Origin of the sequence: Bacillus cihuensis (genome assembly GCF_000504145.1) — a bacterium.
GTDB classification, from domain to species: domain Bacteria; phylum Bacillota; class Bacilli; order Bacillales; family DSM-1321; genus Peribacillus; species Peribacillus huizhouensis.
The window spans coordinates 480,312-505,741 of the sequence record NZ_KI632495.1; the positions used below are offsets into that span (position 1 = coordinate 480,312).

A 25,430-nucleotide genomic window follows, 5' to 3' on the forward strand; every position below is an offset into this window, starting at 1 on the left:
GAAACACTCCAGAGAAAAGAGATTTGCGAACTAGTATTCTTTGTTTCAGATTGACCTATTACTAAAATATAGAAACAACTTTGTAATTTCTTCAGATTCAAGTTCCAATTCCATAATGGAGCAAGCCGAGAATATTCAATACATGTTGATTGCCTAAGTTTACCTTTTAATAAGAACAGGATATTAAAGATTCTTATACTGAGCATTTTATTGATTTTATAGTTTATTTATATATTTTAAAAACGATTGGAGATTCTATTATGAAAAGAGTATTAACATTAACGGTATCAATGATTGGTGCATTCTCTCTTTTTGTTGGTATGGCCAGCGCCCATGTTACTGTACAGCCGAAGGAAACTTCACAAGGAAAATATGAAGTGTTTACGGTCCGAGTTCCATCTGAAAACGAAGTGGTTCCAACAACAAAAATAGAGGTTAAATTTCCAGAAGATGTAGATATTACACGATTTGAGCCAAAACCAGGTTGGGTATATGAAGTTCAAAAAGATGATGCTGGCAAAATTACGAGTGTTACTTGGATAACGGAAGGGGAAGGCTTATCACCAACTGATTTCGGACAGTTTAACATGCAAGGAAAAGTAGCCGATGATGCGACCGAAATTGTTTGGAAAGCATATCAAACTTATAAAGATGGAAGTGTAGTAGAATGGGTTGGGGCACCAGATGCTGAAAAGCCTGCCTCTGTGACAGTAGTAAATCCAGCTGATGGATCTGCCCATGATCATGGACACGGAGAAGTTACAACTGATTCTACTCCCAATGACCAAGGTGGCATGAAAGAACATGCAACTAATGAAGAAACAAAATCAAGTTCGAGTAATGCCCCACTTATTCTATCTATAATAGCTTTAATTGCAGGTTTGTTATCAGTGGGTATTTCTCTCAAAAAAAAAGCTAAATAATACGCATTAGGCAAGAGAATCGATTCTCTTGCCTTTTTGGTGTACGAAAATATTTGATATTTTCCCATATTATTTACATTTCATATTTAATATCTTTTCAAAGTTTTCTTGTAGTTCTTCTAATTAATTTAAAATCTGCAGGCAGATCAAACAAATCTCATAAATAGGTTTTTCAACTTGTCAGGTAAGTTCAATAAATTTCAATTAAAAATGATAGGTCTTAAAACTAATATTATTTTTGGAAATATTTTCTTATAAACAAATCTTAGGATATATAAATGTGATTTATAGCCATACTAATATAGATTAAAATTTCGTTAGGAGGTTATTTTATGGGAAGATCAAACAATCAAAAATCATCTAGCAGAAAAAAATCATTACCTCAAACTCCCAAAAACTTAAAAATAGAACCGGAGCATGTGAACGAAGAGTTTTCTCGTGAGATAGGTGAAAGTGTGAAAATAAGAGCTACGAGACCTAAATAAAACGTAATGACGGACTGGAGACATTCTGCTTTAGATTTTAGTAAAACAGATAGGCTGTGAAATCGATCTTGAGTTGATAAAATTCTAATAAAAAATTCTCTCCATAAAGTAGGAGAGAATTTTTTATTAGAATTTATTGTATTATATTTGTTGATCTAGCTAAAAACCAATAGCCGATCCAAGTCTGTTTTTTGTGAGAAAGATTGCAAAGATGGATGTTACAGCAATGCTATCGCCTCGATATTCGTACAAATGCGAAATGTGTATTTTTATTGTAAGCGAGATTTTTTACAGGACTTCCCAACGAGAAAGCCAATGCAAGGCGATAGCTCGTCTTTTGAAATGGGATGATAGTGAGGTAAAAGAGTACAAAGGGAAGGTTTAGTACCTTAATTATTTGAAGAAACAACCAAAAATTGTATACTTATAATCTTCCCTATTAGAGGATCAGTAACATAATGCGATAACGAAAAATTGAAGTCTTTCCTTAGAGGAGACTCTACTAACTGATATGCTTAAAAAATGGGATTCAAATATCAAAACGTTCATTGTTGGGGAGCAGCAAAGGAGGATGTTCCCTTATTTAAAAGAATAATTCGATGAAATTTTTTAGAGTTACATATTCACTCACAATAAATGTGAGAGGAGGAGGTGTAAACCTCCGTCCCTCATTTTCTAGCTATTTATTAGTTTATTTTCGATTAAATTCAGCACCCCTGATATCACCTTGTCGTACTGTTCCATGAAATTCAGGCTCCTTTAATTTACTCGGCTCATCAAGAATTTCACCTGATGGACCAATTTGATGATTGGTTGAATGCGATTGATTTATCCCGTTGCCAATTTCATTGTTTTCTTCGATAAGGACCAAAATTTCCCCAGCTATTACATTAACCGAATAATCAGCTGCATCTCGATCAGTTAAACCTAAAGTGACAAGTTGCTCTGTTAGCGAATCATCTTCATCTTCTCCTATAAAGAAATTCTTTACTTTTGCCATCCATGATTTGCCTCGATGCTCGTCCGCTACAACATTCACATCTGTTGTCAGATTGTTAGTGACAAAGTTCAATTGATCTTCTTTATCTGCCACAACCAGAATTTCGTTTCCAGCATACCCTTTTGACTTCAGTTCATTAATTGCCTTTACTACTTCTTCATCCGAATTTAAAATCCCATATACTTTTCTTCTCATTTTTATCCTCCTCCAATCTTCTGTTTATACTGTGAATACCCACCACTAAGTTTATAAAACCAGAAAAATCAAAAAATGTAACATGATGATGCGTATTAGTCGAAAAGAAAATGGTGAAAGCACACTGATGAGTAAGCCGAATAAGGTGAATGGATCAATGTTGATTATGTATAAAATTCTGTTAAACTTTGCTCAATTTATCTAACTATTAGGGCAAGTAATTGAGGACGGAATCCCGAAAAGACTTTATCTTAAAAGGAATATTTATATATGTCACGAATTTATAAATAAACATTATAGTGGTGTGGTGAATTTATGATGCTTGTTGAGGCAGATTTAACTAATTTTAAGTTATTTGACCGCTCATTAAGAATAATTAATTTTGCAGAACTAGAAGCTAAAAAAACAAACAAAATTGTCTATCCAATTCATTTGTTAATAGGCACATCACTTGAGAGGACGGGTGTTTGTGCAGAACTGTTTATTAATTATCCATATCTTTTTGATGTTTTAATTGAACGAGCAAAAAATATGAATTTTGATTTTGATGAACAAGGTATTCTATTTCATCCTATTAGCATGAATATTTCTCTAACAACTAAACAGGTATTGGAGAATGCATATAGGCGGATGAAACGATTCAATCAGGTTTATATAAATGAAGGAATATTAATAAAAGCTCTTTTGGATTTAAAAGATCCTGCGACAAATTCAATTATAGAGGGATTGGATGTTTCAAAGATTCTTGACATCATATCTTCCCAGAGGGATATGATTGATTCATTGAAAAATTATACCTTTCCTGAAATTGCTCCCAGTGAAGTCATTTATAGAAAAGCAGAACAGGATGATGCAGCAGCATTAGAACTTTTTGTGAAAAAGGAATTTGGAAATAGATGGTTAGCAGCTATTGAAAATGGATTTCAAGAAGAAGATATTCCAATTTATGTTGCTGATGAAAATGGAATGATTGTTGGGTTCGCTTGCTTTGATGTTGTCCGAAGAAAAAAGGATTATTTGGTCCAATGGGTACATCCGTATCAAAGCGTATTCATGGTATAGGGTATACTTTGCTTCACTATTGTTTAAGTGAGATGAAAGAAAAAGGCTATGAGTATTCAGTTATAGGAGAAACTGGACCTCTTGAATTTTACGAATAAGCCTGTAATGCAATTGTTATTCCTAAATCTTTAGGTAATTTTTAAATGGAATCACTAAAAGCTCGACGTTATTTTGTTAACAGTAAAATGGTACCTGCTAATTGAAAGGGGGCCTTGCTTTATTTATTGGATTGGGAGTGATGGTATAAAATGAGTTATTTAATGGGAATAGATTTGGGTACATCCAGTGTAAAAACGGTCATAATCGATATCGATGGAAATATGAAAAGTTCTGCTCAAGCGTTCTATGATATAAATATTCCAAATAAAGGATATGCGGAACAAGATCCAAAAAGATGGTGGAAGTCCACTGTACAGTCGATCAAGGAGGCATTAAACAATGCTCATATTCAATCGCAAGAGTTAAAAGGGATAGGATTTTCTGGTCAAATGCATGGTATGGTGCTTATCGATAAACAGTTACAAGTAATTCGTCCAGCTATTATATGGTCAGATCAAAGAACACAGCGGGAGGTAGACTCGATCTATGAGTTGTTAGGGAAAAATTATGTAGGGGAAATCACTTTAAATCCATTATCTACGGGATTCCAAACTCCTTCCTTGCTATGGGTTAAGCAAAACGAACCAGAGACATATGAAAGAATTTATAAAGTACTGCTGCCAAAAGACTATATTCGACTAATGTTGACGGGGGAAATAGGGACGGATGTGACAGATGCATCTGCAACACTAGCGTTTGATACGAGAAATTTAGTTTGGTCGGACAAATTAATTTCGACTATAGGGTTGAATCGTGATTTCTATCCAAATGTAAACAATCCGTTTGATATTGCTGGAGAAATAACAGAAAAAGCTTCCAAAGAGACGGGGTTATACAGAGGTACGCCTGTCGTGTATGGAGGAGGAGATCAGCCAATGCAATCGGTGGGAAACGGCATTGTAGAGGCAGGTCAAGTTTCTTTAACAATTGGCACCGGTGGACAAGTTTTTTCAGTGATCTCTGAACCTAAATATGATAAACAAATGAGAACCCATACTTTCTGTAATGCCGTCCCGGGAACTTGGAATATTATGGGGGCGAGCTTAGCTGCTGGATTATCTTTAAGCTGGTTGAATGAAAAAATCCTATCGAATATGCCTTATCATGAAATTAATGAGTTAGCGAAAAGTGTCAAACCTGGAAGTGAAGGATTGTTATTTTTGCCATATTTGACAGGGGAACGAACTCCTCATATGGATTCTTCTGCGCGGGGAACATTCATTGGCTTAGTATTAAATCATTCTCGGGCCAATCTTATCCGCGCAGTGATGGAAGGAGTAGTATTTGCTTTAAAAGATTCAGTAGAAATCATCAAAAGTCTCAATACAAAAATGGATACCTTTATTGCTTCTGGTGGTGGGGCACGAAGTGATGTTTGGTTGCAAATACAAGCTAATATATTAAATCAAGAAATTTACAAAGTAAGTCAAGAAGAACAAGCATGTGTAGGTGCAGCAATCATGGCAGGAGTTGGTGTTCAAGCTTATCCATCAATTCAAGAAGCGTGTCAAGCAATTATCCAAATTAGTGATGAACCTGTCGTTCCACATCCAGAAGATGCTCGTAAGTACAACGACATGTATCAATATTACAAAATGGCTTACCAACAGAATAAGGAGCTATTTCATCACCTTTCGGATTTTAGTTAAGTATTTATCACCAAGCAAGTAAAAAATATATTAATAGAATGCTAGTATCCACATAATAATTAACGTAACAATAGGATCTTTAAAATAATTGTCGAATGATAGGGTTAATATAAAGGTCCATTACAATTCCACCTATTTAAGTATAACGATGAGAACAGTCAGTACTAAGGAATAATCATCGATTATTTTAGAATTCTTTCAATCAACTTAGCCAAAAAATAAAATTTAAAACTGAACCTGCTGGGAATAGAGGCATACGATGATGTAGTATATGGAAAAGCCGCTTACCTTGACATGATAGAATCTCCGCTTCATTGAATCTATAAGCAAAAGGGAGTCATGAATGTGAGAAAAGACTTCTCTGGAAAATAAAGCCAAAATAAAAAAATCCTACTATTACTTGTAGGATTTTTTTTATTTTGGCTAGTGAATTGTTTATAGATAGCAGTAAAAATCACATCATGAAGTTGTTATTTGGTTGAACAAACGGAAATGTAAAACTTACTTGAAAATCCTAAACAGGTAGTGTAGGTACTATAGAAAAAATGTTTATTTTAGACTTATATAGACTCTAGATTCAACATAGAGATAAATTGAATCGCTGCGGGTGAAAGATGTGAACTGCGATGATAAACGTACCTAATTCCCCTATGAAATTTTACCCCTTCAATAGGGACAGCTATTAATAATCCTGTTTCGATCTCCAGTTTAATTGCAAAGCTGGAGACAATTGATACTCCGAGTCCTTGTATAACCCCTTGTTTAATGGCTACTAATCTCCAAATGTTTTTGAGAACGGAAGCTGGCTCTTGAGGAAATTGATATGGTGTATGTTCATGTTAAGGCACCTGATGTGAAAGGTCACGATAATGACCCGTTTGAGAAAGTTAAAGCAATAGAAATGTTCGATCAAATGGTTGGGCTTATTGCTAAGCAGCTACCTGAAAATGTGTATATGGCTTTAGCAGCTGATCATTCTACACCATGTGAAATAGGAGAGCATACAGGTGAACCCGTGCCTGTCGTCATTTCTGGTCCTAGTATTCGAAGAGATAGAATCTTGCAATACAATGAATTGGATTGTGCCCATGGGGGGTTAGGGCATTTAACTGGAAATGAATTTGTGAGAACACTACATAGGTTAATGGGATACGTAAAAAACAAGGTAATTAGACGATAATTGCATTCAGTTCAAAGGTTGTTAAAATTACATAAGTTGGGTGAGCTAATCTGCTCCTTCAAAAGGAGAATGTACTAAAATCTAGTTAGGTTGAAGCTACTAAATTTTAGCTAGAAGTGGTAATGAGCATGATTGATATCTGTCTTTATCTTAGTAAACTGAAAATCCTAGTACCTTTTGTAATGCTGGTTTTTTATCCAAGAAGACCACTATCAAAGTTTCACCATTTACCACAACCAGAGCTATGTCTGGATTCTTGTAATTCTATTTATCCGTTAAATGCTCTAGCTTTACGTTTGCATAACTAGAAGAAAAAAGTAAGGAAGCTGTATCTGAAGTCCTAGAAAAGGTTTAGAAAAAATACTATTTATCAAAAATATATGAAAATTTATTCTATTATGAATGTAAACGCTTACTTTGTTCTTGTCGAACTGACTAATAATATGTTAAACTTTTATTAGAATATTAATATGTTAAAAACGTAAAATTGCAAACATCCTAAAACTAGAGAGTGGGAAATCGTATGCAGGAAGAAAAATTGGCGAGAGGTTTAAAAAACCGACACGTACAACTAATTGCTATTGGTGGGGCAATCGGCACGGGATTATTTCTTGGAGCAGGAAAATCTATTCATTTAGCAGGACCATCGATTCTATTTGCTTACTTGATTACAGGTGTCATCCTCTTTTTACTTATGCGGGCACTTGGAGAATTACTTTTAAGCAATTTAAGTTATCATTCTTTTGTTGACTTTGTAAGAGACTATTTAGGTAATATGGCAGCATTTATCACTGGATGGACGTACTGGTTTTGCTGGATTTCAATCGCGATGGCCGACTTAACAGCAGTTGGTCTCTACACTCAATATTGGCTTCCTGATGTACCACAGTGGATGCCAGGATTAATTGCTCTTGTCATTTTGCTAATAATGAATCTTGCAACAGTCAAACTTTTTGGTGAAATGGAATTTTGGTTCGCATTAATTAAAGTCATTGCGATACTAGCACTAATTGTTATTGGTATTTTTATGATTATTAAAGGTTTTTCCACTGATTCAGGCGCAGCCAGTTTCACAAACTTATGGAGCCATGACGGCATGTTCCCAAATGGCATAAATGGCTTTATCCTTTCATTCCAAATGGTCGTATTTGCGTTTGTAGGCATTGAACTAGTAGGACTTACAGCAGGTGAAACAGAAGATCCAGAAAGAGTTATCCCAAAAGCAATTAATAATATTCCGATTCGGATTATTATTTTCTACATTGGCGCTCTTATTGTCATTATGAGTATTTATCCATGGAACGCAATTGTCCCAACGGAAAGCCCGTTCGTCCAAGTATTCGTGGCAGTTGGTATTGCTGCAGCTGCTGGTATTGTCAATTTTGTCGTCCTAACATCCGCTGCTTCGGCATGTAATAGCGCCATTTTTAGTACAAGCAGAATGGTATACTCGCTTGCCAAAGATAAAAATGCACCAGTACTATTTGCAAAACTTGATGCTCGTAAAGTACCTTCTAATGCATTGTTCTTTTCAACTGTCGTGATTCTAATTTCCGTTGTGCTTAACTATGTAATGCCAGAAGGAGTATTCACACTAATTACAAGTATTTCTACAGTATGTTTTATCTTTATTTGGGCAATTACTGTTATCAGTCATTTAAAATATCGCAAAACAAGACCAGAACTGGCGAAAGTGAACAAATTTAAATTGCCGCTTTATCCATTTTCCAATTACTTAATTCTTACTTTCTTAGCGTTCGTTCTTGTCGTGCTTGCACTTGCAGAAGATACTCGTGTAGCCTTATTCGTAACTCCTGTTTGGTTTATAATGCTAATTGTGGTTTATAAGATTCGGATATCGAAAGTGAATCATGTGAAGCATGATAAGGTTGCGGAACATTAAGAGAAAACAGATAAAAATCTACACGCTTTGATACTATTAATTATCTAAACAGCTGTATAAGTTTATAATACTTATTGAAAAATTCCTTGTCTTTTATTTCAAGACAGGGAATTTTCAATGTTTAAAGATTTATTTTACCTTATATTAAAGTTTAAACTCTAATCATTGTTAGACATGGCATTATATCATATCTCGTCATCAGTGGAAGTAAGTGGTTGTCAGTATCTAAATTACTCTCTAATCGTTAAATCGACACAGATTCTATAAATAGAGCATTATAAAAAACGCAATGTATCAATAATTACTTATTTTATTCAAATTACTCGATTTTTAACAACCGGATGCTTTCCTACAATAAAGATTATCGCCTATTATCATTATTGGCCAATTTTATCTATAATAAATGCACAGTTACTATTTATTGTCCAAGATCCTATTTTTGAATACTTTTCTTCATTAGTTAATCCAACCATTAAGTGAAATCTTTATCTTAAAACTGAATTTAAGATGAAAATGTTATCTTATACACAAATCTTAGGATATATAAATGTGATTTATAGCCATACCAAAAAGATTATATTTCGTTAGGAGGCTATATTAAGGGAAGATCAAACAATAGAAAATCATCTAGCAGGAAAAATTCATTACCTCAGGCTCCCAAAAAACTTAAAAATAGAACCGGATCATGTGAATGAAGAGTTTTCTCGTGAGATAGGTGAAAGTGTGAAAAAAAGAGCTACAAGACCTAAATAATCCATTTAAATAAAAAGGTGCAGAGGGATTGAATACACCCCGCTTTAGATTTTTGTAAAACGGATAGATGATAAATTCTCTCCATAAAAGTAGGAGAGAATTTTTTGTTTCATTCAGATATTTTAGCACGAAACATCCAGTAAATTGCTTCGTTAATTTTCTGATGTCAGCCTGGGATGTGATAATCTCAAAGTTTGTAAGCATACTCTGAATAGCTGATGAAGCATTTTATTTTCTGTTTAATTCCAATTAAGCTTTATGAAGAAGTATTTGTTTGAAATCAAGATCCGTTGTAGCTTCATGCCCCTCTATTATTAGCAATCCAACTTGTCCACTGAATTTCTAATAAATTAGAAATTGCAGTTCATGAATAATATGTTTCATTTTTTAATTAAATGAAGATGAGTGTTTACAAAAATGGACACATACATTGCTTCAGGTGGTAGAGCTCATTGTGATGTTTTGATGTAATTACAATCAAATATTTTAAATCAAGAAATATACTTGAGTAATTATAGGACCTAGAAAGTCTAGAAAAGATTACATAAATAAAATACGTTGAAAGATAGAGTAAACAAAAATTTAAAGTTATAAAAGGATTATTAAAATATTTGTCGAATGATAGTGTATGGAATTAATGGGTTGAAAGAAGTACACCAAATGTATTTGTTCAAGGAAATCTTTTCAAAAGGGCCGTCATAACTGCTATAAGGGGATTTAAGATAGGGAATGGGAAGGAATTGTGGTTTTTCATGCTATGTTTAGCATCTAATATTATCTGAATTTTCGGATGGTTTCTAGATCATATAAATTTTATTATTTATCTACTTTGGTTCGATCAGATGTAACGACAATGGAAGGTTAGATGGTGTAATGAATAAAAAGACTGTCGTAGCCCTATTAATCATCATCACTATTTTGCTAAATGCTTATTTGAATCTTAGATACGATTCAGATCTTTTTGCTTTCATAAATGATGATCAAAGGCTGTCAAAGAGTGAAAAGCATTGGCTGGATAATCACGGTAGCTTCATCTATAGCTCTGATTACAATTCTCCACCTCTTAGGTATATAGATGAGAACAATCAATACCAAGGTGTAATCGTCGACTATATGAGTGCCCTTTCTATCAACTTAGAAACAAAAATGAAATTTAAACCTGAAGCTACTTGGAATGGTGCATACGAAAATGTGAAAAGCGGAAAAGCAGATTATATTGACATGATTGAATCTCCAAAAAGGAATCTCCGCTTCAATTTTTCAAAGCCAATCTACAAGTTAAGGGGAGCTGCAGCATTTAAAAAGGGGAAAAGTGAATTAACAAATGTTTTGGATTTGGAAAATAAAACGATTGCGGTTCAAAGATCTGACTATGCAGTAGAGTTTTTAATGACAAATGTTAAAGGGGCAGATATTGTTCAAACGAACAACATGAGTGAAGCCTTAATAAAGCTTAAAAATGGAGAAGTAGATGCAGTAGTAGGGGATGAGCCTGTAATCAAATATATTGCTGCAAGATTATCTATTGAAAATGGTATAAGCTTTTCTGAAAAACCACTTTATGAAGAAAATGTTGTACTCGCTGTTGCAAAGTCTCAAAAAGAAATGATTTCCATACTAAATAAGAGCATAACAGAGCTTGATAAGAAAAATACGATGCAAAAGATACAAGAAAAGTGGTTTGGAGCGTACTCCCTCTCAAAAAATGAAAAACAAGAAAAGATGATCTCCATATTCCTTTCATCTATTTCTATTTTAGTACTACTTTCTTATATATTTTACAGCTGGAACAGACAGCTAAAAAATGAGGTCAAAATAAGGACAAAACAGCTTAATTTAAGCAGAAATAGCCTTATAGAAACTTTAGATGGATTTACAGATTATTTGGTAGTTATTGATAATAATGGAAAAGTGATTCTAGCAAATCGCTCGTTCGGCAAAAAGTTTGGAAAGGCTAAGGAATATTTAATAGGCAAAAATTATAATGAGTTAATAGATTTTCCATGCTGGGATTATGCAATGGGAATGATTAAGGATACTTTTGAAAATGGAAATGGGCTATTCAAGGAATACAAGTGCAATGGTAGCGTTTATAGCATTAATACTTTTCCGATAAGAGAAGGATCGGAGAATATAGAAAGAGTGCTTACAGTTATTAAAGACATTACAAAGATAAAAGTCAGTGAAAAAATGCTTCTCCACGAAGATAAGATGGTTGCCATCGGTCAACTTGCAGCAGCCGTAGCCCATGAAATTAGAAACCCCCTTGGGATCATAAGAAATTATGCATACATTATCAAGACAAATGATGAGAACTTAGAAACTACACAAAGATCAATCGCAGCGATAGAAAGTTCTGTAAAGCGGGCAAGTGGGATCATAGATAATTTGCTTAACTTTTCAAGGCTTAGTCCCAACACAGTCATTAAAACGAATATGAAACAATTTATACAGTCAATTTTCAACTTGTATACAAAACCTATGCAGAATAAGGGAATACAGTGCTCCGTGATTTGCAGTGAAAATTCAGAGTGTTTTGTAAACCAGGAATCATTAAAGCACATTATGACTAATCTTATATCGAATTCAATTGATGCGATCGAACAAAATGGCATGATAGACGTTAAATGTATGACATATAATGAGAAAGTTGTTATTGAAATTTCAGATACTGGTTCGGGTATAAAGGAAGAAAATATTGAAAGCGCCTTCAACCCCTTCTTTACTACGAAAGAGCCTGGAAAGGGTACGGGACTTGGTTTATATATAGTTTACAACGAAGTAAAAAAATGTTCTGGAGAAGTTAATGTATACAGCACGTATGGAAAAGGAACGACATTCAAGGTGAGTCTGCCGTTAGAAACTAGAGAATTAAGGGGAAATACTAAGAGTATAGAAGGTGAATCTATTGATCAATAAAAAACAAATAAAAATATTAACTCTAGACGACGAAGTTGAATATACTCAAACACTTTTTCATATACTGAGTACTAGCGGATACGCCGTTAAGACATCCAATTCACCAATAGAAGCATTCGAAATGATGAAAAATGATAGTTTTGACGTAGTCATTACAGATCTTATGATGCCGACTATAAATGGAATACAAGTGCTTAAACACATAAAAGAATATTACCCAAAGACACAAGTCATTATTATAACAGGCTATGGAACGATAGAAAATGCTGTTGAGGCAATTAAAAAAGGGGCTTTAACTTATTTTATAAAAGGACATGATCCTGAAAATCTTCTTCAGGAAATTGAAAACATAAAAAGCATGAAAGAAGAAGGTGTTTTAAAGAATTTAGATAATGAAAAGCAATTCTCAGAAGTTAATGGATTTTTACTAGAGACAAAAAGTAAGGTTTTTGCAAAGACTCTCGAAATTGCTCAAAAAGCAGCAAAAAGTAATGTGAACATATTGATACTCGGAGAATCGGGTGTAGGTAAAGAAGTGTTTGCAAGATTCATACATGACAGTAGTAGAAGAAGCTCCGGTTCGTTTGTTCCTATAAACTGTCACTCATTTTCAGAAAGTCTTTTGGAATCTGAGCTTTTTGGACATGAAAAAGGAGCATTTACTGGAGCGGCTACAACTAGAATTGGAAGATTCGAAACTGCTGATGGAGGAACTCTTTTTCTTGATGAAATAGGAGATACATCCCTTGATACCCAGGTCAAGCTTTTAAGAGTACTTGAATCAAAGAGTATACAAAAAGTTGGTAGTAACGCTTCAATAAAACTTGATTTCAGACTAGTCAGTGCTACAAATCAAAATCTTCAGGAAGAAATAACGCTTGGAAATTTTAGAGAAGACTTTTTCTACAGGATAAGCAGTATTGTCATAAGAATACCACCTCTTCGAGCAAGAAAAGAAGATTTGGAAGGCCTTATTGCCTTTTTCATGAAAAAGGCACAGAAAGAGCAGATGATAAAGATTTCTAACATGGAGCCGGAAGTAAAGAATTTTCTATTACAATATGATTATCCTGGGAACGTCAGAGAGTTAAAAAACATAATAGAAAGGCTTGTAGTGCTTTCTGAAGATGGAGTGATCACAAAAGATACTCTTCCTATATGTACAAATTATGAAAAGAAACTTGATGAAAGCAGAGGTTTTGAAATAAAACCTCTCAAAGATATTAGAAAAGATTTTGAGATCGAGTATATCCAAAAAGTTTTACATGCTTGTTCAGGAAATTTAACTGAAGCTGCACGACATTTGGCAATAAGCAGAAGACAATTATTTAACAAAGTTTCTGATTATGGACTAAAATGAGTCAAATTGCCTTAAGTGGAAAGAAAATTCACTCTATTCGGGAAATTTATTTCCAATTTAGAAAAAATCCGAAATGATAATAAATCATTTCGGATTTTTTTGTTGTCTAACTCATTGAAAATACTGCTACTAGAAGATTTCAAATTACAATTTTCATAGAATTGGCATACTAATTGCATGTATATAAGAAAGGAGGAAATTTATTGATCAACCATCTACTAAAGTAGGCGGAATCCATTTGGCCTAAAGCCCACTGAAGTACAAACACTAAAAAAAGGTTAAAAAACAGACAAGGCTAAAAGCAGATCCCGGTTAAGGACGGTGGTTTAAGACCACGCATTTTTATATCAATTCATAGGGAGGTTGAAAAGTTATTAGGGCAAATTGAAGGAATGGGAATACTGAAAATTCATTATTTGGACAGTCATTAGGGATTGTTGAAGTTGATTTTGAAAGCGTTTTAAATTGAAAAGAACTCAGGATGTGTATGAAAGCAGCAGGTTAAGTATTCAATACTCGGCACAAGCCGGTAAATAACAATCAAATGATGTGAACAGGAGATATTAATATGGATCGTAATAAAGTAGAGTTAAAACAAGTTATTGCTTTTAGCGGAGCTTTTATAGCATTTTTAATAGGATCAGGATTTGCAACGGGACAGGAAATCATGCAGTATTTTGTTGCATATGGATATATGGGTGTTGCTGGAGCAGTAGTCGTTTTCCTCCTTTTTATGTATGTAGGAGTTAGTTTTATTACAACAGGGTATGAGCGTAAATTTCCGAAACCCAATGATATTTACACATATTATTGCGGAAAGACAATAGGTAAATTTTTCGATTACTTTTCAATACTATTTATTTATCTTTCATTTATTGTAATGATAGGAGGAGCAGGAGCCACACTAAAACAGCAATATGACCTTCCAATCTCAGTTGGGGGTATAGGAATGGCCGTACTTGTAGGAGTTACGGTAATATTGGGACTTAACAAAATAGTTGATGTTATCGGCAAGATCGGACCAGTAATATGTGTTATGGCTATACTATTAGGAATTTCAGCAATTATTATGAATCCTTCTGGTTTAGGTAACGCTACTCAGATTATACCTAACTTAGATTTATTAAAGGCATCGAGCAATTGGATATTCGCAGCGGCTTCTTATGTAGGATTTTGTATGCTATGGCTAGCTGCATTTATGTCTTCAATGGGAGCAACAGCAGTAAACAAAAAAACAGCATCTTTGGGTGCAATTTTTGGAGCGCTTGGTTTTTCAGTAGCTGTCATCGTTCTAACTATAGGACTTATGGCGAATATTCAGCAAGTCGAAGGGGCTTTAGTACCCACATTAATTTTAGCAGGAAATATACATCCTAGTGTAGCAATATTATTTTCGTTGACAGTTGCAGGTGGAATCTACACTACAGCTGTACCACTACTTTGGACAGTTTCATCCAAGATTGCAGATGATAAGAGTAGTAAGTTTAAATATGTTACGCTAATACTAGCAGTTATAGGACTATTTGTTGGATTAAATATACCGTTTGATAGGCTGATAAATATTGTTTATGTAATTAACGGGTATGTAGGAGTACTCTTACTAGTTTTAATGATTATTAAAAGCATTAAAAATGTTATCGAGGCTAAAAAGGATAAAAACATTGTCGACAAGTCACTTGGAGCATAAGTAATTTGGTTTAAAGTTAAGGGGAATGTAAGCACAAAATAAAAAATAAGCGCACTTTCACGGTACGCACCACAAATAACCGTCTATCATGATTTTTTTATCAGATAGACGGTTATTTCATTGTATCTGCCACATTCTGCTTGGTTCATTTTTGACCAAGGCATATATTGTTGTAAAATTTCCGGATGTTTATAGGGGTTCAGTCGAGGTACGCGTAAAAATGGGGCATACAATTTGGCCAATAATGACCTATTTCTTCGTCTTTCGGAATAGTAAATTTACTGAATAAGATCAGTGTCACTATAGGAACATATATAAGTAGAGAGCAGGTTAAAAGAAAGTTACTACTCATCTATTACGTTTAATATCAGTTAAATATTAGCTTTTATATCCATCTAGTTGTTGTTCAGTCATTTGTACTAACCGTTTTGTAATTTCATCACCTACAGATCTGTTGACGCGTGAGGTTGTTTCAGCTCCTAATGTAACTCCGAGCTCTTGTCCAATTTCATATTTCATTTGATCTAATGATTGTTGTACTCCGGAACAACTAAATTATTACTGTTGTTACTAGTCGTGATGCACAATTCCTAAGCATTTTAAATTACGGTGTTTTTAATAAAGACTTACAGAAGGGAGAAAAGATTGGAAACCAAGTATAGGTATGAAGAGGAAATTACATAATTAACAGGAGTGAATGTTTGTCTAATAAATTCTAATTAATTTTGAACAGACTCTAATCAAACAGGAGAAGATAACCTGTGGTATATTCGAAAGAATAATGTCTGTCATCGGCCTGTTAGAAATTTTGATGAGACCCTTCAATTATTAACCCGCTGTTTTTGGCGGGTTTTTGTTGCATTTTATAGCGGAAAAGGCATATGATAGGGAAGAATTGTCTAAGAGGCAAAGGAAATACGAATTTATATGAAAGAGGATTATCATGATTACATTAAAAAGTGAACGCGAAATAGAAAAAATGCATGAAGCTGGAAAGTTATTAGCAGCTACTCATAAAGAAATTGCTAAAATGATTAAACCGGGCATAACTCCTATGGATATTGAAAAATTTGTTGAAAAATTCCTAGCTGATCATGGGGCTACACCGGAACAAAAAGGCTACCAAGGATACCCGTATGCAACATGTGCATCTGTGAATGATGAAGTTTGCCATGGTTTTCCTACAGATAAACCGTTAGAGAGCGGTGATATCATTACCGTTGATATGGTTGTTCGATTGAATGGCGGATTAGCTGACTCTGCTTGGACTTATGCGGTTGGTGAAGTATCTGAAGAAACACAAAAATTATTAGATGTGACAAAAACAGCGCTTTATAAAGGGATTGAAGCGGCCGTAGTAGGAAATAGGTTAGGGGATATCGGTCATGCTATTCAGTCGTATGCAGAAGGTGAACAGTTTTCTGTTGTACGCGATTTTACCGGTCATGGTATCGGGAAAACGATGCATGAAGAGCCAACTGTGCTTCATTACGGGAAACCAGGTAAAGGAACCCGTTTGAAGGAAGGTATGACCATCACGATAGAACCAATGCTAAACGCTGGATCATGGCATTGTAAAATGGACAGCAATGGCTGGACTGCAAGAACAGCTGATGGCAAACTTTCTGCTCAATATGAGCACACAATTGTTATTACAAAAGATGGGCCAGTAATTTTAACTGATCAAGATTAATCTGAAAAACGTGAGGGGATTATACCTTCGCGTTTTTATTTTTTTAGCGGATAACTTTCAAAAGCAAGTTTTTAGCATCCATCCAGTAGGAACTTAGGCTTTACATAAGATTTTTACCTAAACAATCAATTTATGTTCATGTATGATTCGATTTCTTTTAAATATGAGGACGGTTGTCCAATCCAATACGATAAGTAAACATATTTTAGTAGAGGTGTTCTTAGCAGCGAATATTTTTAGAATTTAGAGTTGGACAAGTTGTCATTCAGAGGTCGTATAATAACACTAGCAAGCCTTTACACGAAGAAATGAAATAATAGACTACAACTTCTAAAACGGCTATAAAACACTAAGAAACACCTGTTATGTACTTGATTAAATACTAAATGGGCTGCCTTTCATTTATGAGCTAATAAGAGTAAGGCATATATGATAAGGTTCTGCCAACAAAAAGGAGGGCTGAACTATGTATATGCTATCTACAACGAGTAAGAGTCATATTGATCCTATACCGGAATATCTAGGCATGGGAACACTTGTATACGCCAATTTCTTTGCCTATATAAGGGAGCTTGACGATTATTCTGAAAGCGAATTTCAACACGAAGTATTTTAGAGTTAAACTTGAATAAAACTACTGCTAGCTAGTGAAATGGTTGTCCCAAAAAAACGGTAGGTCAGACGAGGAAACTTATAAATAGTTTTAAAAACAATATATGTAACACGAAAAACTGTTTATTAAGAGCGAGATCAGATCCGTTGTTTGGGACAGCCTCAATTCAGTTTATTTTTAAAAGATGATGGATTATGCTCGATGTAAAATGGTAGGAATGAAATTATGCTGTAAGTGTTGAGTTTATTACAGTAATAAGCAGTCCTATCAAAAAAAGGCTGTCCATTTCATGACAGCCTTTTAATTGGTCAAAGAAATAATTTGAAAGATTACTGCTACTAAGATGTTTTTCATTATCTTTAATAAAATAGAGGGGCTCGGTAGTTGAATGGTTTATTTATATCAAATTGATTTTCGTTCTTCTACTACCATTCGCAATCCACGCCTTGGTCTGAGTGTAATAGTTGGGATAGGGATTATTTCATGATGGTCTGGCGCAAGTTTTAGTCTGTACCGTTGAGCAATACAAGCTAGGACAAGTACCGCTTCCATCAAAGCAAAATGATTTCCGATACAAACTCTGGAACCTCCTCCAAACGGAAAATAAGCGTATGCAGGAATTGTTTTAATAAAGTTATTTTCAAATCGCTCAGGAATAAAAGACTCTGGATTGTCAAAATACTCCGGTTTACGGTGCATCACATACTGACATACCATAACCATTTCCCCTTTTTTAAATTGATAACCTCCTATCATTACATCTTCGTCGACTTCTCGTTCGACTATAAAAGAAGGGGGATATACGCGCAGAGATTCCCAAATAATATTTTGTGTATATGTTAAATTTTTGAAATCGTCAGGAGTGGGGGGACGACTACCAATTACAGTATCTATTTCATCAAAAAGTTTCTTTTCTACTTCAGGATTCTGAGAAAGCAAATATAAGGTCCAGGATAGCGCGTTTGCGGTTGTCTCATGACCGGCAAGGAAAGTGGTCATTAATTCATCACGTACTTGCTTGTTTGTCATACCTAATCTATTCTCATCATCTTTGGCATTCATAAGAATACTAAGCATATCGTTATGACCCACTGGATCTTCTCTACGCTTTTCAATCATGCCATAGATTATTTGGTCGAGTTCTTGGATTACCTTTTTATATTGACGGTTATTTTTAGTTGGAACCCATAATGGCATTCGAACAATAGGTCTCATCCTTTTGACGGCCATTTTGATTACAGTTTCAACCGATTTCCCAAGAAGCTCATATCCCTGTTTTAAATCCATACTGAACATCGTCTTACAAATGATTCCGAGAGTAATGCTCATCATATCCTGTGTAATTATTCGTTCTTCTCCATTTTTCCAAGTCGAAAGATAATCGGTTGTAATGTCAATCATATCTTGGCCATAACTATTGATATGTGATCTTTTAAAAGCGGGCTGAATAAGTCTTCGTTGACTCATATGAAATTCTTTTTCACTCGTAAAAAGGCCTTGGCCCATAACGTCTTCTAATGAATGCATGGCCTTTGATTTTATGAATGATTTTTGTTTTGTTACAAGTACTTCTTTGATTAAATCTGGATTAGATATTAGATAAACATTTTGAAAAGGTCCAAACTTAATTTTCGCAACGTCTCCATATTCGTTTGATAAATGAGTAAAATAAGCAAGCGGGTCTGCTTGAAAATCCTTTATATGACCAGTAAGTAGTTTTCCTTTTGGTCCTTGTGGGATATTAGGTGAAATATTTGAATCGGTCACTGTGGTGTCTCATCCTCCTTTTATGGAATACTCCTTTTATACTATGACAACGATGAATTTTGGCTTGGACTACGGTTGAGTACACAGATTATATAAAGAAAATGGGCTATACCCTAAAAGTAAATAATAAAAAGGATGTACATTAGACTAAGTCTGAACGAGACACCCTTTTTCAATTTAATAATTCTAAGGAAAAGTAGAAGTATCAAAGATATTGTAAGAAATAGAGAGGAGGAAGTCAGATTAAATAAATACTTAGTTTTTATTTACAATTTTTGAAATGCTGGTGTATATAAAAATTTACTTCATCAGGTACTTCAATTTGGAGGAAATGACCAGCATTTTGAATAATAAGAACGTTCGCATGCGGTAAACCATCATTTTTAAGTTTATATGCAAACTCAAAAGGTATATACGGATCGTTTTCTCCCCAAATGATAGTGACAGGTATTTTGAATCGATTGAGTTTTTCATTATACGTTTTTACTTTTTCTAAATTTCCTGAACGGTATAGATCTAAGATTACTCTACTTGATTCAGGAGTTCGAAAGACACGAAAGAAGTCTTCCAAAGTTTTGTCCGTAATGTTTGGAATTGTCTTTTTCATTTCAGTTTGAAATTGTAAGTGGTTAGCCATTTTCTTCATTATTTCTTCACCTGCACTAGGTGTTCGCCAAATTTGTGCAAGCGGGTGCCATTTATAGTCTTCTGATAATGTAGTATTAGAAACAAATAGACTTAGAATACTCTCTGGATGATCACATGCCCATTTCAACCCAATTAGGCCTCCCCAATCATGTACAATTAAATGAAATTTGTCCAAATTTAGTGCTGTTGTAAAATCAGAAACAAACTGCTCAAATCGCTTCCAAGTTGATGGTTCATCAAATGGTTCACTATGACCGAAACCTGGAAGATCTGGGGCGATGGTTCTATATCCACAAGACATAATACAAGGAAACAATTCTCTCCAAACTAAGCTTGATTCAGGTACGCCATGTAATAAAAGAACTGGCGGGTCATTAATATTACCTCTCTCAATATAGGCTACCTTTTTGCCATGTAAAAATAAGTTTTTCTTCTCCAATTTTCATACCCTCCAAAAATGCTGTATTGTATTAGTTCTATTGATGATAAAATAGGTTTATAAAGTAAATAACTTCAAAATCAATCAATCTCATAATCAACTAATTAGAAGTATGGTGTTGAGCTGCTAATTTCATGTTTATGTTAAAATGCGATTAACTGCTTGTGGTTTCTTATATTTTTTTCAATTTGATACATATAAGGAAAATACGAGGTAAGAAAACCCTAATTGCGTGCTATTTACCAATACATATAGGATAATAGATTATATGAACCGAACGAGTATTCTAATCAATTAAGGGGGCTTTGCCATGGAAAAAAAAGATTCAACTACTGTAACACTGGAAACAGTTGGTTTAAGTCAACGAGAGTTTTTAACGATGTATTTGCTGCAAACGCTATCTAATCATTCAAACTATCCACGTGCGATTCACCAGGAACTACAAAAGCTATTTACTGGTAAAATCCATAGCTATGATTATTTATGTAAAACTTGTAAACAACTTGTAAACTCCGGTCATTTAAAGTTTCACACAGTAAAAGGTAGGCATTATTATCAAAATACGGAAAAGGGTAAAGAGCTTTATAAATGGTATCAAGATAATTTCTCAGAGCGATTTCGTGAAGTAAAATACGTGATTGATCGATTTATGTATGATTTAAAGGGTTCTGGCGATAATCCACCTGTGCTACATGAACTTCCAGAAGAATATCGGTCTTATTTTTCAAAAATTATTTCAGTCAAAGATCTAGTTCGCTATGTTACTTTGAAAGCGGCTTTTACGAAAAGACCAATTTATATGGGAGAGATCGGTGATTTATTGAAGAATAAATTCGGTTGGATTGCTAGTAATGGCTATTTGTATGATCTTTCTCATGAAATGGAGGAAGGAGGCCTATTGGTAGGCCGTTGGGAAAGTGAAAAGCGTACGAAGCGTTATTTAAGAATTACGGATGAGGGGCTGCATCACTACAAACAAATTGCTGATTCTGCCGCATATCAAGTTCAAGAAGTTCAGAAATATTTAGGAAGTGTTCTCTCTTTTTTAGAAAGAGAAAGTACGAATGTGTGAGGCTAATCAAGTGAAAACAAAATATGAAAATTTAGACGGTGTTATTAATACCAAGTCAGTGAAAGAACTGCTTCAATGGGGCAAAGAACGACGTTTGAAAAAGAAGGATTTACACACATTAATTCCTCAAGCAAGCAATAAACAAATAACGGAGATCAAAAGCAATCGAAGTATGCCTAGTATCACATGGATTGGTCATTCCACCTTTTTGCTCCAAATAGATGGAATGAATATTTTAACAGATCCTGTTTGGGCAAGATGGCAAGGTACACAGAAGCGGATGACAGATCCTGGCCTATCAATTGACCAGTTGCCAGATATTGATATCGTAATTATTTCACACGGGCATTATGATCATCTTGATTTTGGAACAATTCGTCGATTACCAGGAGATCCGATCTATTACGTTCCTGAGGGTCTGAAGCAGCTTTTTTTGAAAAAAGGGTACAAGAAAATTATGGAGGCTAATTGGTGGGACTCATTTCAGTATCAAAATTTGAAATTGAGTTTTGTTCCTGCACAGCATTGGACACGTCGCAGTCTATTCGATACAAATACGTCACATTGGGGCGGTTGGATTATAGAAGCAATTGAAGCGGATCATTCTATCTATTTTGTAGGTGATACTGGTTATTTCCGTGGATTTAAAGAAATCGCAAAACGGTTCAAACTTAAGCATGTATTAATGCCAATCGGGGCGTATGAGCCTGAATGGTTCATGAAAGATTCTCATATTAATCCCGAAGATGCTGTGAAAGCTTTTCAGGAACTAGAAGGAATTGTCTTTATACCTATGCATTATGGCACTTATCGTCTTGCTGATGATACAGGACCAGAAGCTTTGGATCGATTGAAGCGGGCATGGAGAACGAAAGACCTACCTGAAAATCAATTACAAGTATTGGAGTTTGGTGAAACACTTTGGTTGAAGGTTTAAAAAATATACGCGAACTTACTTTGGTAAGGAAATAGAACATAAGTACAAAGCTCTATCTGTGAGGCAAAGTATATTAAAAGAGGAGAGGGAATACCGTTGTCATTTTTTCAAACTGAGGATCAAAAAACATATATTGAACAATTAGGTGAATCAATTTCGGACTTTGCTTCACGTGCAGAATCTTTAGATGAAACGAGAGGATTCCCTTATGAAAATATTCAAAAATTAAAAGACTTCGGATACACTAAGCTTACATTAGGGAAAGAGTATGGAGGACATGGAGGAACATTATACGACTTTATTTTGGCACAGGAGCGGATTGCGATAGAATGCGGACCTACCGCGCTTTCTATTGGCTGGCATGTTGGAACGGTTCTTAGCTTAATGGAAAAAAAGTCTTGGAATGAAGTTGTAATGGATGAATTTTTCACGGAAATCGGTAATGGAGCATTAGTAAATACCGCTGCAACTGAGCCAAAGACGGGTAGCCCGACTAGAGGAGGGAGACCTGAAACAATTGCTGTTAAGGATGGGGATAGCTGGGTAATAACGGGGAGAAAAACGTTTACGACACTATCACCTGTCCTAGATATTTTTCTCGTTACTGCCTGGGTACCTTCAGAGGAATCTGTGGGAACGTTCCTCATCCATCGAAAGCTGGCTGGTGTTCGAATTGAAGAGACATGGGATATGATGTCTATGCAAGGAACAGGAAGTCATGATTTAGTACTTGAACACGTTAAAATTCCTGAACGTTATTTTGTTGAACAAAAGCAAACAGCTAATAAACCTGGAACGGGTTGGATGTTACATATTCCGGCATGTTACATAGGTATTGCTGCAGCAGCAAGAAACTACGCAGTGCTATTTGCCAAGACTTATGCTCCAAATAGTATAAGTGGACCGATCAGAGATTTACCCAATGTACAGCGCACGATTGGTGAAATTGATTTAGAATTAACGGAAGCACGTCATTTTCTATACTCAGTAACGGATAAATGGCAATCCCAACCGGAAAACAGAGAAGTGCTAGCAACTGATTTAGCCGCTGTAAAAGTAGCTGTCACTAACAAAGCGATTCGAATTGTTGATCTAGCAATGCGTGTTGTAGGTGCACGTAGCTTACAAAGAACGAATCCACTCCAACGATATTATCGCGACGTTCGAGCTGGTTTACATAATCCACCAATGGAAGATATGGCAATCATCACATTAGCGAGACAAGCATTGTATGATAAATAAAATTAAAAGTCTGTATAAGAGGAATGATTCCTTTTATACAGACTTTTTTTGTTAATAAACACTTTATTAGAAGTAATGGTTTTATTGTATTAAATCGTATCAATTACGTTTTGTGCACGAAATATATGAAAGACATACATGAGCAGACTTAATTTAGATATTCATTGAATACCCAATGAATACCCAGTTTCAAGAATAAATCAACTCTGATTTAACGAACTGGAATTATTAAAAGTAGCATGTAAAACTGATTCAAATTAATTTACGAAGCATTATGATCATAAATCGAAAGTTTAATTTACGAAGTTTTAAATAATTTTTTGGGGATCGTATAGTTAATTTATTTAGTAATTGAATGTAAAACGCTGTGATCTAGTTAAGGAATCGATTTTATACAAAATGATAGTTAATATAGAAAAAAATTTCTTTTGTCTCAATTCATTAAGTATTCTTAGTATATGAGACAAAATATAAAGAAATAATTTAACTTCCTATAATATATATTATGTAAACTAGAATAAAACATAATAGTATCAAGTGGTCGTAGCCTCAAGTTCCCATAAGATTCATTATGATCCCCTAACTAGGCTCAAGTTGACTATAATATTCAAAGCGGATTCTGATAACTCTTAGGGTTCTTCCTATAATTCGGTTAGTTCTCATAATAAATGGTTCTGATAATTATGAATTACATTCAAGCTTCGGATGATTATCTTATGTATTTACAAGTTGAGAAAAATTATTCGGTGAACACCTTAACCAGTTACGCGTTCGATTTAAAGCTCTATGGTGACTTTTTAACTGCTAACGACCGATCATTGGACTTAGATGAACTCACATCGTCTAGTGTGCGTCGGTTTGTGCAAGATCAGGTCATTAATCATCATATTAAGCCAAGGACGCTACAACGCCGTATATCGTGTTTAAAATCATTTAGTAAATATTGTTTGAAGGAAAACTACATGAAATCTGATTTCACAGCAGGAATCCAAGCACCTAAAGCCGATAAGAAATTACCTAAATATATGACCTTACAGGAGCTTCACAAATTATTTACTTATTTAGAACATGATCCGCGACCGCAAAGAATTAGAAACGAATTAATGATTAAATTACTAGCAACGACTGGTATGAGACGTCAAGAATTAGTAGATTTAACATGGGAGCAAATTAATTTAAATAACCAAACAATTTTAATTCGAGGAAAAGGAAAAAAAGAACGTCTCCTTCCCCTCCATCCAATTGTTTTACCGTTATTTCATATCTATAAAGAAACTCTTCTAGAACAGCAAAAACATTATAGTGAACCAATATTTTATAATCAAAAAAATAAATCTTTAAACCCGCGTGGTTTGCACAAAATATTTAAAGAGATATTAGATCGCGCAGGATTACCCGCTCACCGCTTTTCTTTGCATCATTTAAGACATACGTTTGCTACCTTACTTTTACAAGAAAACAAAGATAAAGTAGATTTAAGAACGTTACAGGAGTTATTAGGACATGAAAGCCTTGCTACAACTAGTATGTATACTCATATCGATTTTGAACAAAAGAAAAAAGCGATAAATAGTTTTTTAATAAGTTAATTTTAAAATTAGAATAAGAAAAGCGGCAGAAATTAATCTCCGCTTTTTAATCTATTGGTTAATGGTTACTAATCTTTTCTGTTTTATTAATAATTGTATTCGGCAATCAAGAAATGCTGTTTATGGCAGTGTGTTTTATGAATGGAAAAAGAGCCTAAATATATAAGAATTGCATAAAACCTTGCATATTTTAGGCTCTTTAATTTATTTCTTAT

At 34.5% G+C, this 25,430-nt stretch carries 19 protein-coding genes and 2 pseudogenes; 16 read left to right on the forward strand and 5 right to left on the reverse strand.

Annotated elements, in window-relative coordinates:
* Positions 1-260: 260 nt before the first annotated feature.
* Positions 261-923 (forward strand): YcnI family copper-binding membrane protein, encoded by a 663-nt coding sequence (locus V179_RS0108150; protein ID WP_028391023.1) that lies wholly within the window; start codon positions 261-263, stop codon positions 921-923.
* A gap of 332 nt (positions 924-1,255) precedes the next feature.
* Complete coding sequence (locus tag V179_RS30600; protein ID WP_152534710.1) at positions 1,256-1,408, forward strand: YfhD family protein; 153 nt, start codon at positions 1,256-1,258, stop codon at positions 1,406-1,408.
* Positions 1,409-2,099: 691 nt separating this feature from the next.
* On the opposite strand, the gene V179_RS0108160 is transcribed toward V179_RS30600, so the two are convergent.
* Positions 2,100-2,603: a general stress protein gene (locus V179_RS0108160; protein ID WP_028391024.1), complete on the reverse strand. Its 504-nt coding sequence runs from the start codon at positions 2,601-2,603 to the stop codon at positions 2,100-2,102.
* Between the two features lie 315 nt (positions 2,604-2,918).
* Between V179_RS0108160 and V179_RS27465 the strand changes: the two genes are divergently transcribed.
* The gene (locus V179_RS27465) at positions 2,919-3,665 is read left to right on the forward strand and encodes an acetyltransferase (protein ID WP_152534711.1); all 747 of its coding nucleotides are present in this window, start codon (positions 2,919-2,921) and stop codon (positions 3,663-3,665) included.
* A gap of 248 nt (positions 3,666-3,913) precedes the next feature.
* A complete protein-coding gene (xylB, locus tag V179_RS0108170) occupies positions 3,914-5,413 on the forward strand; it encodes a xylulokinase (RefSeq protein WP_028391025.1) in 1,500 nt (499 codons plus the stop codon).
* A 560-nt stretch (positions 5,414-5,973) separates the two neighbouring features.
* On the opposite strand, the gene V179_RS29860 is transcribed toward xylB, so the two are convergent.
* Positions 5,974-6,198, reverse strand: coding sequence for a LysR substrate-binding domain-containing protein (locus V179_RS29860; protein WP_084552409.1), 225 nt, complete (start codon positions 6,196-6,198; stop codon positions 5,974-5,976).
* Positions 6,199-6,230: 32 nt separating this feature from the next.
* On the opposite strand from V179_RS29860, the gene V179_RS0108175 reads away from it, so the two are divergent.
* From V179_RS0108175 to V179_RS27470, 5 genes are all read left to right on the forward strand, one after another.
* Entirely contained in the window at positions 6,231-6,593 is a 363-nt protein-coding gene (locus V179_RS0108175; RefSeq protein ID WP_268745202.1) for an alkaline phosphatase family protein, read from the forward strand.
* Positions 6,594-7,116: 523 nt separating this feature from the next.
* Positions 7,117-8,496 carry an amino acid permease gene (locus V179_RS0108180; protein WP_028391027.1) on the forward strand — a complete coding sequence of 460 codons (1,380 nt, stop codon included), beginning with the start codon at positions 7,117-7,119 and terminating at the stop codon, positions 8,494-8,496.
* 1,626 nt (positions 8,497-10,122) lie between these two features.
* A complete protein-coding gene (locus tag V179_RS0108185) occupies positions 10,123-12,168 on the forward strand; it encodes a transporter substrate-binding domain-containing protein (protein WP_028391028.1) in 2,046 nt (681 codons plus the stop codon).
* Entirely contained in the window at positions 12,158-13,528 is a 1,371-nt protein-coding gene (locus tag V179_RS0108190; RefSeq protein WP_200868664.1) for a sigma-54-dependent transcriptional regulator, read from the forward strand. The genes V179_RS0108185 and V179_RS0108190 overlap by 11 nt, the downstream gene beginning before the upstream one ends.
* Before the next feature lie 568 nt (positions 13,529-14,096).
* Complete coding sequence (locus tag V179_RS27470) at positions 14,097-15,215, forward strand: YkvI family membrane protein (protein WP_051404888.1); 1,119 nt, start codon at positions 14,097-14,099, stop codon at positions 15,213-15,215.
* Between the two features lie 378 nt (positions 15,216-15,593).
* Here the strand turns inward: V179_RS27470 and V179_RS27475 are convergent.
* Positions 15,594-15,796: pseudogene (locus V179_RS27475) on the reverse strand (small, acid-soluble spore protein, alpha/beta type).
* Between the two features lie 362 nt (positions 15,797-16,158).
* Here V179_RS27475 and map point away from each other — a divergent pair.
* Together map and V179_RS30995 are read left to right on the forward strand one after the other, a co-directional pair.
* Positions 16,159-16,908 carry a type I methionyl aminopeptidase gene (map, locus tag V179_RS0108205; RefSeq protein ID WP_028391030.1) on the forward strand — a complete coding sequence of 250 codons (750 nt, stop codon included), beginning with the start codon at positions 16,159-16,161 and terminating at the stop codon, positions 16,906-16,908.
* 466 nt (positions 16,909-17,374) lie between these two features.
* The gene (locus V179_RS30995; RefSeq protein WP_154663996.1) at positions 17,375-17,524 is read left to right on the forward strand and encodes a hypothetical protein; all 150 of its coding nucleotides are present in this window, start codon (positions 17,375-17,377) and stop codon (positions 17,522-17,524) included.
* Between the two features lie 399 nt (positions 17,525-17,923).
* Here V179_RS30995 and V179_RS0108215 read toward each other — a convergent pair whose 3' ends face one another.
* The gene (locus V179_RS0108215) at positions 17,924-19,288 is read right to left on the reverse strand and encodes a cytochrome P450 (RefSeq protein WP_051404889.1); all 1,365 of its coding nucleotides are present in this window, start codon (positions 19,286-19,288) and stop codon (positions 17,924-17,926) included.
* A 262-nt stretch (positions 19,289-19,550) separates the two neighbouring features.
* Positions 19,551-20,375 (reverse strand): alpha/beta fold hydrolase, encoded by an 825-nt coding sequence (locus V179_RS0108220; RefSeq protein ID WP_028391032.1) that lies wholly within the window; start codon positions 20,373-20,375, stop codon positions 19,551-19,553.
* Between the two features lie 310 nt (positions 20,376-20,685).
* On the opposite strand from V179_RS0108220, the gene V179_RS27480 reads away from it, so the two are divergent.
* The 5 genes and pseudogenes from V179_RS27480 (at position 20,686) to V179_RS0108240 (ending at position 25,215) form a co-directional block, all read left to right on the forward strand.
* Entirely contained in the window at positions 20,686-21,447 is a 762-nt protein-coding gene (locus V179_RS27480) for a helix-turn-helix transcriptional regulator (protein ID WP_034300909.1), read from the forward strand.
* A 10-nt stretch (positions 21,448-21,457) separates the two neighbouring features.
* The gene (locus tag V179_RS0108230) at positions 21,458-22,384 is read left to right on the forward strand and encodes an MBL fold metallo-hydrolase (RefSeq protein WP_028391033.1); all 927 of its coding nucleotides are present in this window, start codon (positions 21,458-21,460) and stop codon (positions 22,382-22,384) included.
* 90 nt (positions 22,385-22,474) lie between these two features.
* Complete coding sequence (locus tag V179_RS0108235) at positions 22,475-23,626, forward strand: acyl-CoA dehydrogenase family protein (RefSeq protein WP_028391034.1); 1,152 nt, start codon at positions 22,475-22,477, stop codon at positions 23,624-23,626.
* A gap of 716 nt (positions 23,627-24,342) precedes the next feature.
* Positions 24,343-24,570 (forward strand): annotated as a pseudogene (locus V179_RS31620) (site-specific integrase); the annotation flags it as partial.
* 18 nt (positions 24,571-24,588) lie between these two features.
* The gene (locus V179_RS0108240; RefSeq protein ID WP_235179083.1) at positions 24,589-25,215 is read left to right on the forward strand and encodes a tyrosine-type recombinase/integrase; all 627 of its coding nucleotides are present in this window, start codon (positions 24,589-24,591) and stop codon (positions 25,213-25,215) included.
* Positions 25,216-25,430 lie beyond the last annotated feature (215 nt).

Coding starts and splice junctions, on each gene's coding strand:
- V179_RS30995 (WP_154663996.1), top strand. CDS start 17,375: ATGTATATGCTATCTACAACGAGTAAGAGTCATATTGATCCTATACCG.
- xylB (WP_028391025.1), top strand. CDS start 3,914: ATGAGTTATTTAATGGGAATAGATTTGGGTACATCCAGTGTAAAAACG.
- V179_RS0108160 (WP_028391024.1), bottom strand. CDS start 2,603: ATGAGAAGAAAAGTATATGGGATTTTAAATTCGGATGAAGAAGTAGTA.
- V179_RS27480 (WP_034300909.1), top strand. CDS start 20,686: ATGGAAAAAAAAGATTCAACTACTGTAACACTGGAAACAGTTGGTTTA.
- V179_RS30600 (WP_152534710.1), top strand. CDS start 1,256: ATGGGAAGATCAAACAATCAAAAATCATCTAGCAGAAAAAAATCATTA.
- V179_RS0108150 (WP_028391023.1), top strand. CDS start 261: ATGAAAAGAGTATTAACATTAACGGTATCAATGATTGGTGCATTCTCT.
- V179_RS27465 (WP_152534711.1), top strand. CDS start 2,919: ATGATGCTTGTTGAGGCAGATTTAACTAATTTTAAGTTATTTGACCGC.
- V179_RS0108185 (WP_028391028.1), top strand. CDS start 10,123: ATGAATAAAAAGACTGTCGTAGCCCTATTAATCATCATCACTATTTTG.
- V179_RS27470 (WP_051404888.1), top strand. CDS start 14,097: ATGGATCGTAATAAAGTAGAGTTAAAACAAGTTATTGCTTTTAGCGGA.
- map (WP_028391030.1), top strand. CDS start 16,159: ATGATTACATTAAAAAGTGAACGCGAAATAGAAAAAATGCATGAAGCT.
- V179_RS0108240 (WP_235179083.1), top strand. CDS start 24,589: ATGAAATCTGATTTCACAGCAGGAATCCAAGCACCTAAAGCCGATAAG.
- V179_RS0108180 (WP_028391027.1), top strand. CDS start 7,117: ATGCAGGAAGAAAAATTGGCGAGAGGTTTAAAAAACCGACACGTACAA.